Raw genomic sequence first — 13,654 nt, 5'->3', positions numbered from 1 at the left:
CTTCCACTTTCATAAATGCATCCGTCAGTTATCAAATACTTTTGCACGTGCAAATATAATTTATAATAAGTTTAAATAAAAACAGCTTGACACTCAAATTAAATTTCATGTTTTTATTCCTGATTGGTCTTTTCTCTGCAAACGCCTGTCCGGTTTTTATTCATGTTGAAGATAACCTCGGAAATCCTTTATCCAAAATCACTGTTTTAGTTGATAATAAAACAATGGGAACCACCAATAATTCTGGTGCTTTAGAACTTTCGCTTTCAGCGGGAACCTATCAGATCGAAATGGTCAAAAGTAATGGTATCAAACTAAAAAAGACTATTTCTGTAGATTGTGATAAAGATAACCATTTCAAATTTACATTAAATGCTGAAGATGACGATTTGGCAAAATTAAGTGAAGTCGTTGTACAAAGTAAAAGTATAAAAAAACAGATTGAAGAATCACCATTTTCTGTTCAGGTAGTTGACTTTAAAAAACAATATGATAAAGCTGGAGATGTTGGTGATTATTTAAACAGGGCTTCGGGTGTAAAATTAAGAACCGACGGAAACATAGGTTCGCAAGTGCAGATTAATCTGGGAGGACTTCAAGGAAAAGCAGTGCGTATTTTTAAAGACGGAATTCCGATTGAACTCTTCGGTCATGGTTTTAGTCTGGGAACGATTCCGGTAAACATGTTGGACAGAGTTGAAATTTATAAAGGTGTAATGCCTGTTTATTTGGCTTCTGATGCTTTGGGAGGCGGAGTGAATCTGGTAACGCGAACTTCAAATAAAAACTTTGCAGAAGTATCTTATGAAGTTGCCTCTTTCAATACACACAGGGCTACAGCTAATCTTTATCTTCAGAATAAAAATAATTTCTACGGAGGTTTTAACGGTTCTTTCAATTATTCTGATAATAATTATAAAGTAAATGTTCCGATTCAAAATGAAACAAATGAGGAATTTAGAAATGTAAAGCGTTTTCATGATATGACAAGATCCAATTATGGAGAAGCTTTTGTTGGATTAAAAGAAAAATCTTGGGCAGATGATCTTCGTTTGACTTTAATTTATTCTGATTTCTACAAACAAATTCAAAACGATGCCGGAATGCGCTATGTGTACGGACAGGCATTTTCTAAAGAACAGAACTATACAGGAATGATCAATTACCGTAAAAAGTTTTTTGATGATAAATTGAAAGTTGCATTTCTAACCAATTATAGTCATTTCAATACCAAATTTATTGATACCACAACAGTTCGTTACAATTGGTTAGGCGATATTATAGCTGAAAATCGACAAGCTGGTGAAATTAGATCGGGTAACAATCAAAGAATGAAATACAATTTTGTTTCCTCAAGATTGAATATGGAATATGAATTGTCTGATCGTAACTTTTTAGAATTTAGTGAATTGTATTATTCGCAAAGAAGAAAAGGAAGTGATCCGCTTGGAGCGATTTCGATTATTGATGGCGTTGATGTACTTACAGTTCCTGCTACATATAGAAAAGATAACATGGCTTTTGCTTGGCGTTCTTTATGGGTGGATAAGAAGTTAGAAAGTATCGTTGCGGCAAAATATTACCATTATAATACAGAGGGTTATACGACAGATAATTACGGTTTTGCATGGAAAGCTTCAAAAGATGACAGTCAGTTTGGTTATTTAGGAGGTTTAAAATGGGTAAAAGACAGTTATTTAGTAAAACTTTCTTATGAATATGCAACACGTCTTCCAGATGAATTTGAAATTTTTGGAGATGCCAGACTGGTAAAAGAAAACCTAGATCTTGATCCAGAGAAAAGTCACAATTTAAACTTAAACGGACAATATACAATTGGTAAGGAAAACAACAGTTTGACGTTTTCTGCAAATTTATTCTATAGAAAAGTAAAAGACATTATTTTCCTGCAGCTTGATATTCCGTTTAACAGATACATCAATTATGAGAATTCTAATATAAAGGGATTTGAATTTGAAACCAATTATGTTCCTTCAAAATGGTTAAATACTGGATTCAATATAACGTATCAAGACATTCGAAGAGAAGAAAAAGAAGCACAATTTAAATATTTGGACGATTCTAGAGTGCCTAATATTCCGTTTCTATTTGGAAACTTTTGGTTGAATACCTACTTCGGAAATATTTTCAAGAAAGGCGACAATCTAAACTTTACATGGAATGCCAATTACACGCACCGATTTTTCTTGGTGTCTATTCCAAAAAATCAAGAACCGCCATTGTTTGGTGAAGTAAAAGATTTTCAAACTTCATTGATCATTCCGCAAGATGGCAGATTAGGTCAGTTTTCTAATGATGTAGGTGTTTACTATCATTTTACTGGTAATAAAATAACTGTTTCTGCAGAATGTAGAAATATTGGAGACGTACGCTTGTATGACAATTTTAATGTACAGCGACCAGGAAGATCTTTCCACCTCAAACTAGTTTATAATTTTTTTTAAATAAAACCAATAAATCAGATTAACTATGAAAAGAAGCAACTCACTTCGTTCAGTACTGGCAGGAATAGCTGCTTGTATGCTTTTATTTTCTTGCAGCAGCAATGATGATAACAACAACACCGATAACGGGAATAACGACGATACTTTACCAAAAAACGAAACTTGGATTATTTACAATGGTTCTGCTAACTGGAGCGGTGGTATTTATGCCTTAAAAGACAATAAATCTAGAGAAATCAATCTTTCAGGATTGCCGTTTCTTCAAGTAACATCTTCTTTAGGAGGAAGTGTATTAGATAAAACACTTTTTAAAGTAAATGATGTATCAAATGCAAAACAAGGAATCAATAAAATGGGACTTGACGCTACAGGAAAAGTGGTAGATCAAGGGTTTTTACCATCTCAATCGAATGCTTACGAAACCAATTATTTAGTAGCTGGTCCAACAGAAGGATACTACTGGGATAAGGTAAGAGGCGGATTAAAACTTCAAAAATTCAACCCGACTACAATGGAGAGAACTGGAGAAATTGATTTTTCTTCACTTTCAGAGGGACAGCCTTTGGAGTCAATCGGGCAGTTGATCATTGCAAAAAGAGAGAACAAATTATACTTAGATTTACTTTTAGGAAATAAAGCGGCAGGAAACTGGCAGGTAACTCCAGTGGTTAAAGAAGTAGCTATTGCAGTTTATGATTTAACAACAAACAAAATAGAAAATGTAACTAAAATGGGTGGTACAACTAATTTAGGTGTATTTATTGACCACGTTTTATGGAGTTTAGACGCTGTAACAGGAGATTTATACTTTGCTTCAGTAGGTGATATGAAAACACAGCCATCTGAGTATTCTTCAAAAATTCTTAGAATCAAAAAAGGAGAAGTTAACTTTGACACGACTTTTGTATTGGATATGAAAACATATCAATTCCCTGCAGAATTCAACAGACTTTTTGCTCACAACGGAAAAATCTATACTACGATTCCATCAAGAGCAGTTTCTTACTACAATGGAGGACAACACGGAGTTAAATACAGAGATGACGTTTGGTACTGGAACGAAATTGACGCGGTTACTAAAAAAGCAACTCGTTTAAACATGCCACCAGATAATTTCTACACAACACAAAATCCGTTTTTCCACAATGGAGAAATCTATTTCTTATCAAACAGTACAACAGATGGTTTCTCCGGAGTTAATCAGTACAATCCAGCAACTGGAGTTGTAAAAGAAACTTTCCGTCTAAAAGAAAGTGGAAGAATTCAAGGATTCAACATTATCAAAGACTAATTTAAATCTGTCTTTAGATATTAGCTCATACTATTTTTTTAACAGAAGTGATTTTTTTAAAATCGCTTCTGTTTTTTTATATTCTGTTGTCAACGGCAAAAGAAGATTTGCCAATGTTCGCCAAAAGCAATGCTGCTGCTGCACTTGTCCAAACCGAATAATCAAAAGGCGCTTTTACCGAAACGGAAACAGCCATTGCAAAACCGAAGAAAAACAATAAAAAAGCAGTTCCTAAAGCAGCAATTCTGGTTTTAAAACCGAAAAGCAATAGCAGACTTAGTAAGACTTCCAGAACAGTAGCAATTGCGCCCAATACTTCCGCAGTAGCTTTATTGGCATAAGGATTTAAAGTCTGAGTGTAAACTACAAAGTTCTCCCAGTTTCCCCACGCGACAGCGTTAGATCCGGGAGCTCCCCAAATTCCAAATCGGTCTGCTACGGCCGAAAGCATCGTAAGGGCTAAAACTATTCTTAAAATTAAACCTGCTTCCAGTATGGTTATGTTTTTCATTCTAATGGGTAATTTTATTTCAATAATTAAACGAAATTCTAAAAAGCAAAATCGTCTGGTTTATGGGTAATAACGACAGAATCATCGCCAAATTGTTCAAAATAGTCGATAAAATACATAAAAAGCAATTCAAACCTCCAAAAATAAAGGAAAACGATTTTAAAATACTTTTTACAATTGAGGACCGATTTGAAGATGTTCCAGTTTTTTTCCGACCAAAGTTTTGTCACCAGCTACTTTAAACCCCAGTTTTAAATACAGATTTTTTGCCAACGGATTATCTTCTTCAACCAATAAACCTAAAGTTTGTTTGTTTTGATGAACATATTCCTCAATTAAAAACAAAAGTATTTTGGAACCGATTCCTTTTCCTTGATAATTTGGATTTACACCTAAAGAATCAATGTAGAATTCTCCCGCACGAGTTTCCAGTTCTGGATCAAATTCAGGATTATGGTTTTGTCTCACATATTCCACAATCGGAGTACGCAATGCAATTAAATCGGCGCCATTGTAAATGTTTACAGCTCCAATAATTTCGTTGTTTTCTTCAGCTACAAAACAATTTTCATATGAATATTGATTGTTTTCTCTTTCAATAAAATACTGCAGAAAGTCTTTTGCAGCAGCGTAATCTTTTTTCGCAATGAATTTATAAATGATCTCTTCCATCGCTAACAACAAAATAGGAGCAATATATTTTGAATCTGATATTTTGGCTTTTCTGATATTCATTTCGAAGTGTTTTTTAGCAAATTTAGTTTTTCTAACACATAGAAACATAGTTTCTCTTTGCGTTTAAAGGCGTTTCCTCTAAAGTGTTTTTTTAACGAATTTAATTTTTCTAACACATAGAAACATAGTTTTCTTTTACGTTTAAAGGCGTTTCACTTATTTTGAACAAACATAGCTTTGAACTAATTTTTATTAGAACTCTTTTATAAGTTCAAAAATTCTATGTTTCTATGTGTTTAAAAATTTCACGCAGATTCAAAAGATTGAAGTAAATCTTAAAAAAATCTTTTTCAATCCGCTATAATCTGCAAAATCTGCGTGAAACAAAAAAATGATAAAGTTTGGCTTAAGTTCAAAGCTATGTGTAAAAACGAGTTTTTATTTTAGCCTTTTATAAGTTTAAAAAAATCTATGTTTCTATGTGTTAAAAAATTTCACGCAGATTCAAAAGCACATCTTTAATGAAAATCTGCAAAATATAAGAGAAACAAAAAAAGCCGAAGATGTACAAATATACACTCAATATATACCAATCAGAAGATTTTAACTCGGCTTATATTTGTAATATATTTTAATTAAAACATTAAAAAAGAAATGAAAGCAATAGGATTTAAAACATCATTACCCATAGAAAACCCAGAAAGTTTTATCGAATTCGAAGCAATAAAACCAATTCCAGGTCCGAAAGATTTATTAGTTAAAATAGATGCGATTTCAGTAAATCCAGTCGATTTTAAAATTCGTCAGAGCGCTGCAAAAGACACGATATTAGAAACTCCAAAAATTATTGGCTGGGATGCCGTTGGAATTGTGCAGGCAGTTGGGCAAGAAGTGACGCTGTTTGAAGTAGGAGATCCTGTTTATTATGCAGGAGATATTACCAAACAAGGAAGCAATGCCGAATATCAAATCATAGACGAACGAATTGTAGGCAGAAAACCTAAAACATTAAGTGTTGAAGAAGCTGCTGTAATTCCGTTAACAGCATTAACAGCTTGGGAAATTCTTTTTGACCGAATTCGAATAAGTCCAGAAAAAGACAAAGGAAAATCAATTTTGATTATTGGAGGTGCCGGCGGAGTAGGTTCGATTGCAATTCAGTTAGCCAAGAAAATAGCAGGATTAACCGTTATTGCAACAGCGTCGCGTTCTGAAACTATTGAATGGTGTAAACAGCAAGGAGCCGATTTTGTGGTAGATCATAAAGATTTGATTGCTTCAGTAAAAGCAGCAGGTTTTGAAAACGTAGATTTTATTCTCGATTTTGTAGATACCAATGCGTATTGGGACACAATGGTTGAATTAATAAAACCGCAAGGACATATTGCTTCTATTACAGGTAGCAGTGAACCGGTTCTTTTAAATAAATTGAAAAGCAAAAGCGTTTCTTTTTCATGGGAACTAATGTACACCCGTTCTATGTATGAGACAGAAGATATGGTAGAACAGCATAATATTCTCAATATTGTTGCCGATTTATTAGATGATGGAATTCTAAAAACAACTTTAAACACCACCTTAAACGGACTTACAGCCGAAAATCTTAAAAAAGCACACGAGCTTTTAGAATCTGGAAGGACAATCGGAAAAATTGCTGTTAAGTTTTAAATATGAATCGATTCTGTGATAAGCTGTAAATGCTATTTAGAACAATTTTAAATAATATGGTTTTAGAATGATAAAATTTATGTATTTTAGTCGCCTTACAAGCCAAATTTGTATTTAAATTTTAACCTAAACAAAATTATTTATGATTTCAAAAAACACAGACCTTGGATTATTGCTATTGCGTATCAGCACTGGAGGACTAATGCTTTTTCATGGAGTTTCTAAACTGATTCACGGAATTTCATTTCTTGTTGAAAACATGGGAGCATTTGGATATGCCGTTTACCTTGGCGAAGTTCTAGCGCCAATTTTAATTCTAATTGGATTCAGAACCAGACTTGCTGCAGTTCTTTTGGCTGTTACTTGTATAGTGGCAGTTGCAACAGCTCACGCTCAGGAAATCTTTACCATCAGTGACCACGGAGGTTATGCTTTAGAATTATTAGGGCTTTACTTTTTTGGTGCCCTTGCTTTGTTCTTCACAGGAGCAGGAAAATATGCAGTTTCTAAAAACAATAAATGGGACTAATTCATTTTCCATTAAATTAAATACAAAAGCTCTAAATTTCGATTTAGAGCTTTTTTTTGTGTTTCAAGTTTGAGGTTTTAAGTTTTATTCAAAGTGAAAAAACTTTGCGAACTCAAAAAATAAAATGTCTAAACTCAAACTTTCCGTTTCTCTGCGTAAATCCTCTGCGAACTTTGCGTTAAAAAAAAACATTCATCCGACAAAAACATATTTTCACAGAGTAAATTCTGTGTTCTACCGAATCCACTTGAAAAACTAAAGCGACGCCAATACTTTTGATCAAAATTAAAACCTTAAAAATCAAAATTATGTCACTATTTACGCCTCTTTTTTGGATCGTATTAATCTCGCCGCTTATTTTTATGGCGCATTTCAAGTCAGAAAAATCGAATTTGAAATATTTAGGTTTTTTTATTTTGTATTTTCTTGCCGATGTGTATTTGCAGGTTTCAGGAAAACAATTGATAAATCTGGATTTTCTGGATTTGAAATTCAATTGGGCGGGAAAGATGCTGAGTTTAATATTGGGCTTAGGAATCATTTTTTCGGTTTCTAAAGAAGAAAGAATCAAAATCGGATTTACAACTCAGACCAATTCAAAAACACAATTCAAATTTGGATTACTCGTTTTCTTCGGGTTTACTTTGTTTGATATTATTTTCAAACTGATTTTGTTTCCAAAAGGCAGTGCATTCCATTTAGAAACTTTTCTTTTTCAGGCCACAATGCCTGGATTAACAGAAGAAATCGCTTTTAGAGGAATCGCATTATGGCTTTTAAATAAAGCTTTTGCGCCAACATGGAAATACCGCGAAATAGAATTTGGATGGTCATTTGTAATTGTGACTGTTTTGTTTGGAGTTTCCCACGGCGCCGTTTTGGATCAGGATTTACATTTAAAGTTTGATATCATGACAATGGTTTACCTAACCTTGATTTCTTCATTTAGTGTTGGAGTTTTAAGAATCTTTTCCGGAAATCTGATTTATGCTGTTTTGGGACACAACACGATTAATTTGATTAATGCAACGATTAGAATTTTATAAAACCAAATTAAAGTTATATTTGAAACTGCTTTACAATTTAGATTACATGCCAAATACCACATCAACCTCCAGATATTTTTCAGATAAAATTGCTTCGCTAAATTTTGATCTTTTTTTTACCAAAAGAAATCGAATTTTATTGCACATTTTGATGTGGTCTGGATTTTCAGTTTTACTTTTTTTGAGTTATGTAATCGGGTACAAATTGATTTATTTTGAAGCTGTTTTGCTCACGCTAAGAATGACTTTTGTAAATATGGTCGTATTTTACATGTTGTTTTATTTCTTGCTTCCAAAGTTATTTTTAGGCAATAAGGCTCGAATTGTAATTCTTTTGTTGCTAGTTTTTCCGATTTCGATTTTTGTCTGGATGGCGACAACTTATTTTGTTTCATTGTTTTACTATGCCTTAGGACTTGAAGTAACTTTCGGAGAATTGAAAGGAGTAATCAAAATGAGCGCAGATCAGACATTTTTAGAAGCTGTGTCTCCAAAAAGAATGCTTTCGCAGACGATCATAATTATTTCGTTGCTTTCGCCATTTTGTTTTGCGAAGATTTTGGTCGAAATCACGAAGTTGTACCATAAGAAATTTCAAATCGAAAAAGAGAAAACAGCATTGGAGATTCAGAATATTCAAATCGAAAAAGACTTTTTGAAAGCACAGTTAAATCCGCATTTGCTTTTTAATACTCTGAACAACTTATACGGATTGACGGTTAGAAAAGACAATCTTGCACCAGAAGTAATCCTAAGTCTTTCGGATATTATGAGTTACACTTTGTACGAATCTAATACTGAAATTGTTCGTTTGGAGAAGGAATTAGATTTTATCAAAAATTACATCGCTTTAGAAAAAATGCGATATGCAGATGATGTGAATATTCAAATTGAAATAGAAGGGGAAAACCAAACTGCAGGACTTTTCATCGCGCCCTTGCTTACGTTTACTTTTATCGAAAATGCTTTCAAGTACGGCTTGAAAAGTAAAAACGCGTTTATCCAACTGAATATTAAAATTGAAAACAGCACGTTTTCGTTTGATTTAAGAAATGATTCTGATGGAAACGTGTCAAATAATGGTTTTGGAGGAATTGGACTGGAAAACGCACAAAAACGACTAGAATTGCTGTATCCGAATCATTATGAATTAAATGTTCATACATCTGATGCTTCATTTGCAGTTGAATTAAAAATAGTTTTAAGAAAATAATGGAAAAATTAAAATGCATTGTTATCGATGATGAGCCGATTGCAAGAGATATTATAGAATCTTTCATTGCCGAAATCCCATTTCTGGAACTGAAAGCTTCATTCGGAGAACCCGCAAAAGCTTTAGTGTATTTGCAGGAGAATACGACTGATATTGTTTTTAGTGATATTGAAATGCCAAAATTTACCGGTTTAGAACTGGCACAATCCCTAAAAAATCCACCAGTGATTATATTCATCACCGCTCATCGCAATTTTGCTTTAGACGGATTTGAAACCGGCGCGGCAGATTATCTTTTAAAGCCTGTTCGTTTTGATCGTTTTTTAAAAGCAGTAAATCGGGCACAGGAATTTCTTTCATTGAAGAAAACAACTTCTGTTCATCAAATCAATTCGGATCGCATTTTTATAAAAGCAGAAGGGAAGCTGGTAAAAATTCTGTTGCAAGAAATTCTTTATGTCGAAGCACAAGGTGATTATCTGAAGTTTGTGATCAACGGAAATTCATATACCACTTTGGGAACTTTAAAATCGATGGAAGAGGTTTTAAAACTTCCGATGTTTTTTCGAGTTCAACGATCTTTTATTTTGAATTTGGAAGCGGTTAGAAGTCTTAACGGAAACATTGTAGAATTAATTGACGGAAAAACCATTTCGGCAGCTTTAAACAAGAAAGATGAGTTGTATCATTTGCTTGGAATTAAATAGAAAAACATCTTGATTTTTTAGAAATTTATATTTTAAGGTTTTACTTTATGTTATTTATTTTAATTTGTTTAAATTCAGTGAATTATTATAAAGTTTTTTATTAATAATCAACTCGTAAATGCTCAAATTTCATTTCCTTTTTTCATATTAAATTATAGCCTTTGATTGAGCATAAAAGAGCTAAAATTTGCTCTAATTTCTCTAAAAATAGGCAAGAAGAGGAGAATAGCTTCTTTTCGAAGTTTTTTGCGGCCAAAATAGCCTTTAGAAATCATTTTTTTTAAGTCAATAATTGGAACAAAATTTACAGTTGAAAATCTTTCTTTAAAATGATTTTTTTTGTTTGAAATACACATTTTTTTACAGAATTTGTACTATAGTTTTTTTCTATTGTTGTTTTTTAACTATTTGTTTATTAGTGTTTAATGTGTTTTTTATTAAATTAAAAATTTAATATTTAAAACTGAGAAAGATTTTTTCTTTTGTGATTTGTTTTTAAGACCTTTTGTTCTGTTTTTGAGATGTAAATTTCAAAAAAAAAAAGGTTTTTTCTACGAAAAATTATTGATGATTTTTAGCGTAAAAAAGCGGAAAAAAAATGAGTTAGAGTCTTTTTTCTTTTTTAGTGATTTCATTGTAATTTAATAGCATTTAACAGAGATATAATTTAAAAGATTGTCTATCTCATTCGAGATTCGTAAATTGTTGAAAATTATAAATCATGACTCAGAAAATTGAAGATTTAATTCCACACAGAGCTCCGTTTTTATTTGTTGATGAAATTATCTCTTATACCAAAGAAACTATTATCGGATTGAAAACTTTTACGCAAGAAGATGCTTGGTTACAAGGAAGTTTTCCGGATTTTAATTACGTCCCAGGAACTATTTTGATCGAAGCAATGGCGCAATGTGGTGGCGCTGGTGTAAAATTATTGGGTCTTGCTGATGGTGTTTTTGGTTTGGTGAGTCTGGATAATATTGAATTTTTTGCTGGTGTTGAGTTTGAAAAACTAGTAAAATTCGTAGTAAAAAATATCCGTGTAAGCGAAAAAATTATCAAACAATCAGGCGAAGCTTTTGCAGGAGATAAACTTATTGTAAAGGGAGAATGGTTGTGTGTTAAGCTTCAATAATTGCAAAATAACTTAAAAAGCTTCTCCGATTCTGAAATAAATACCCCAGTCGCCTTTGCCTACAGCACCATCTAATCCGACGTTAAATTTCGATTTTTTAAACGGATTATAGCGATATCCGATTCCAGCTCCAGGATATAGTTTCCAGTCGAAATTTGGGGTATCAGAGCCGTAAATGGTAGCGAGGCCGGCAAAACCGACTAATCCCATTTTTCCAAAATTATAACGATATTCTCCCTGGATGTCCATTAAACCCGAACCTCGGTATTTTCCTTCGGAATATCCCCGAATATCAATGCCTCCAATGGTGCTTTGCTGTTCAAATGCTACATTCCCAAGCCCGAATTTTCCATAGACACGGGCTGCAATAACATCTTTGCCGTTTCTGTTCGGGAAATAAGTATTGGCTTGAAAAGAAATCCGGTTAGAAGCCAAATCATTGTCCAGAAAATCAGGATAACTGGACCAATCTAGTTTGATTTTGTATCCTTTTGTGGGATAATATACTTCATCTCTTGTGTCGTAAAGCAGGTTTACAACGAGCGCATTGCTGTGAGAAACCGATGCTGGATTGATGTCGTTTTGGTATGTAGTGTTATAATGAGCAAAGGTATAAGACAGGCCGCCATAAAATTTGCCAAAAATTTTGCGCTGTCCACCAAGGCTCAGAACAGTAGTTTTAGTTCCGTAATCATAAAAATCAGGCTGATCAATATCGTCTACATAAAATTGTGAATTCTGATTTCCTGTAAAAAAGAAAAATTTTAGTCGCCATTTATCTTGATCTAAATACCATTTATTGAAGAAAGCCAAAGCGTACGACTTATTTGTGGTGTAAATAGCCGATAATCCTGACAGTGATTTAGGCGAAATACTGTCATTTTGATTGACTTTATACATCATCATAGGAATGGCGCCAAACATAAATTCGAGGTTTCTGTTGTAGCTCAAATACGGCATTATTCGTAATTCTATCTTTTTGTCTTTGGTCTTTTTGGAAATGGAATCACTGCTCTTTTGTCCAAAAGTTGGAGAGAGGAAAGCGGTAAAAAAGAGTAGGAATAGAAAATGCTTCATTTTTTATATTTATTTGAAGTGAAACTGTTATTTCGGCCTGTAAATATTGAAAATAGCTGCTTTTCGATACTTGTAAATTTAAGAAAAATTAAATTAAGTTATTGATTTTAAAATTATTATGATTGTGTTTTGTTTTTGAAAATAGAAACTAATTTTTGCAAAGCATCTTTTGAATGGAGTTGTTCGCTGTTTTCTAAAGTGTCTTTTGTTGCTTTGGAAGCTCTTTCTAACATGCGTTTTTCAAAAATAGAAATAGCTGTTTTTATATCATAATTGCTTTCGGTTGTTAGATATTGAGAAAGTTCCAAAGCGTCCAACATGGCTAGATTGGCGCCTTTACCTGCAAAAGGCGGCATTCTGTGTGCTGCATCGCCAATCATAGCAATGTTTTTCTGTGTTTCCCAGGTTTGATTTAGAGAAAAATAATATTGTGGACGAGGTATAAAATACAATTCTTCGGCTTTAAAAAGTTCGTCCCATTCTGTGCTCCAGTCTTTATAATTGCTTTTAAACCATTCATAAACAGTTGTATTGTCTTTAAGATCTAAATGATCTTTTGAGATTACATCTTCAGGGATTTTGCTGCTTAAAAGAAACATAAGAGATTTGTCGCCTTTTGTGCCATACATTAGAGTTTGTTCGTTGCCAAAGCTCAGTACTTTTCCGCCTTTTGAAAATTTGAAGAGTTTTGGAGCATTTTCTTCTGCATTGTAAATAGTTCCTTCAATTAGGGTAATTCCGGAATAAATCGGTTTTTCTGTGTTTATGTAAGGACGAACTTTAGAATTTGCTCCATCTGCAGCAATTACGAGATCGGCATAAGCTTGAGTACCGTTCGCAAAATGTATTTTCCAGCCTTGGTTTTCTTTTTCCATAAAAAGAAATTGACTGTTCCAGACCGTTGTTTCAGGTAAAAGTGAATTCAGTAAAATATTTCTCAATACAGAACGATCGATTTCTGGACGTGGTTTCGAAATGTCTTGAAGTGAATCTTTATTCGAATTTGAGGTGTTTTTTAATTCATTCTCAGGATAAATATGTTCGTCAAAATGCAGTTGAAAATCTTTGTCTACAATACGCGCTTTACTCGCGTTTGGACGGATATTAGCATAAAATTCTTCTAATAAACCAGCTTGTTTGATGGCTTTTAAGCCAGAATCTTCATGTAAATCAAGAGGTGAACCCTGAACGCGGACCTCGGAATTAAGGTCTCTTTCGTAAATTTTCACATTGACATTTTGTAATTGTAAAAGTCTGGCTAAAGTCAGACCGCCTATTCCGCCGCCGATAATGGCGACTTGTTTGTTGTGTAAAAGCATAGTTTTTGTTTTTAAATC

The 13,654-nt window shown here is 33.2% G+C and carries 12 protein-coding genes; 8 read left to right on the top strand and 4 right to left on the bottom strand.

The genetic code is table 11. The features are described 5' to 3' along the window. Positions 1–107: 107 nt before the first annotated feature. Positions 108–2,465, top strand: a complete 2,358-nt coding sequence (locus NQQ59_RS03445) for a TonB-dependent receptor plug domain-containing protein (protein WP_144213645.1) — start codon at positions 108–110, stop codon at positions 2,463–2,465. A 25-nt stretch (positions 2,466–2,490) separates the two neighbouring features. Beyond that, on the top strand, positions 2,491–3,756 hold the full coding sequence (locus NQQ59_RS03440; protein WP_144213643.1) for a hypothetical protein: 1,266 nt from the start codon (positions 2,491–2,493) through the stop codon (positions 3,754–3,756). Positions 3,757–3,832: 76 nt separating this feature from the next. Here NQQ59_RS03440 and NQQ59_RS03435 read toward each other — a convergent pair whose 3' ends face one another. Together NQQ59_RS03435 and NQQ59_RS03430 are read right to left on the bottom strand one after the other, a co-directional pair. Beyond that, positions 3,833–4,267, bottom strand: coding sequence for a DoxX family membrane protein (locus NQQ59_RS03435; RefSeq protein ID WP_144213641.1), 435 nt, complete (start codon positions 4,265–4,267; stop codon positions 3,833–3,835). Positions 4,268–4,438: 171 nt separating this feature from the next. After that, entirely contained in the window at positions 4,439–5,002 is a 564-nt protein-coding gene (locus NQQ59_RS03430) for a GNAT family N-acetyltransferase (RefSeq protein ID WP_144213639.1), read from the bottom strand. Positions 5,003–5,596: 594 nt separating this feature from the next. Here NQQ59_RS03430 and NQQ59_RS03425 point away from each other — a divergent pair. The 6 genes from NQQ59_RS03425 (at position 5,597) to NQQ59_RS03400 (ending at position 11,240) form a co-directional block, all read left to right on the top strand. After that, entirely contained in the window at positions 5,597–6,610 is a 1,014-nt protein-coding gene (locus NQQ59_RS03425; protein WP_144213637.1) for a zinc-binding alcohol dehydrogenase family protein, read from the top strand. A gap of 142 nt (positions 6,611–6,752) precedes the next feature. After that, positions 6,753–7,139, top strand: coding sequence for a DoxX family protein (locus NQQ59_RS03420; RefSeq protein WP_144213635.1), 387 nt, complete (start codon positions 6,753–6,755; stop codon positions 7,137–7,139). Positions 7,140–7,447: 308 nt separating this feature from the next. After that, complete coding sequence (locus tag NQQ59_RS03415) at positions 7,448–8,185, top strand: CPBP family intramembrane glutamic endopeptidase (protein ID WP_144213633.1); 738 nt, start codon at positions 7,448–7,450, stop codon at positions 8,183–8,185. Between the two features lie 46 nt (positions 8,186–8,231). Beyond that, entirely contained in the window at positions 8,232–9,398 is a 1,167-nt protein-coding gene (locus tag NQQ59_RS03410) for a sensor histidine kinase (protein ID WP_144213631.1), read from the top strand. Continuing rightward, positions 9,398–10,105, top strand: a complete 708-nt coding sequence (locus tag NQQ59_RS03405) for a LytR/AlgR family response regulator transcription factor (protein ID WP_144213629.1) — start codon at positions 9,398–9,400, stop codon at positions 10,103–10,105. The genes NQQ59_RS03410 and NQQ59_RS03405 overlap by 1 nt, the downstream gene beginning before the upstream one ends. 721 nt (positions 10,106–10,826) lie before the next feature. Next, positions 10,827–11,240, top strand: coding sequence for a 3-hydroxyacyl-ACP dehydratase FabZ family protein (locus NQQ59_RS03400; RefSeq protein WP_144213625.1), 414 nt, complete (start codon positions 10,827–10,829; stop codon positions 11,238–11,240). Positions 11,241–11,252: 12 nt separating this feature from the next. Here the strand turns inward: NQQ59_RS03400 and NQQ59_RS03395 are convergent, their stop codons facing one another. Then, on the bottom strand, positions 11,253–12,317 hold the full coding sequence (locus NQQ59_RS03395) for a BamA/TamA family outer membrane protein (RefSeq protein ID WP_144213623.1): 1,065 nt from the start codon (positions 12,315–12,317) through the stop codon (positions 11,253–11,255). A gap of 116 nt (positions 12,318–12,433) precedes the next feature. Further along, on the bottom strand, positions 12,434–13,636 hold the full coding sequence (locus NQQ59_RS03390; RefSeq protein WP_144213621.1) for an FAD-dependent oxidoreductase: 1,203 nt from the start codon (positions 13,634–13,636) through the stop codon (positions 12,434–12,436). Positions 13,637–13,654: the final 18 nt, after the last annotated feature.

It is taken from the genome of Flavobacterium panacis (assembly GCF_024649945.1).
Lineage (GTDB): Bacteria > Bacteroidota > Bacteroidia > Flavobacteriales > Flavobacteriaceae > Flavobacterium > Flavobacterium panacis.
This window is presented reverse-complemented; position numbering and strand designations above follow the sequence as displayed.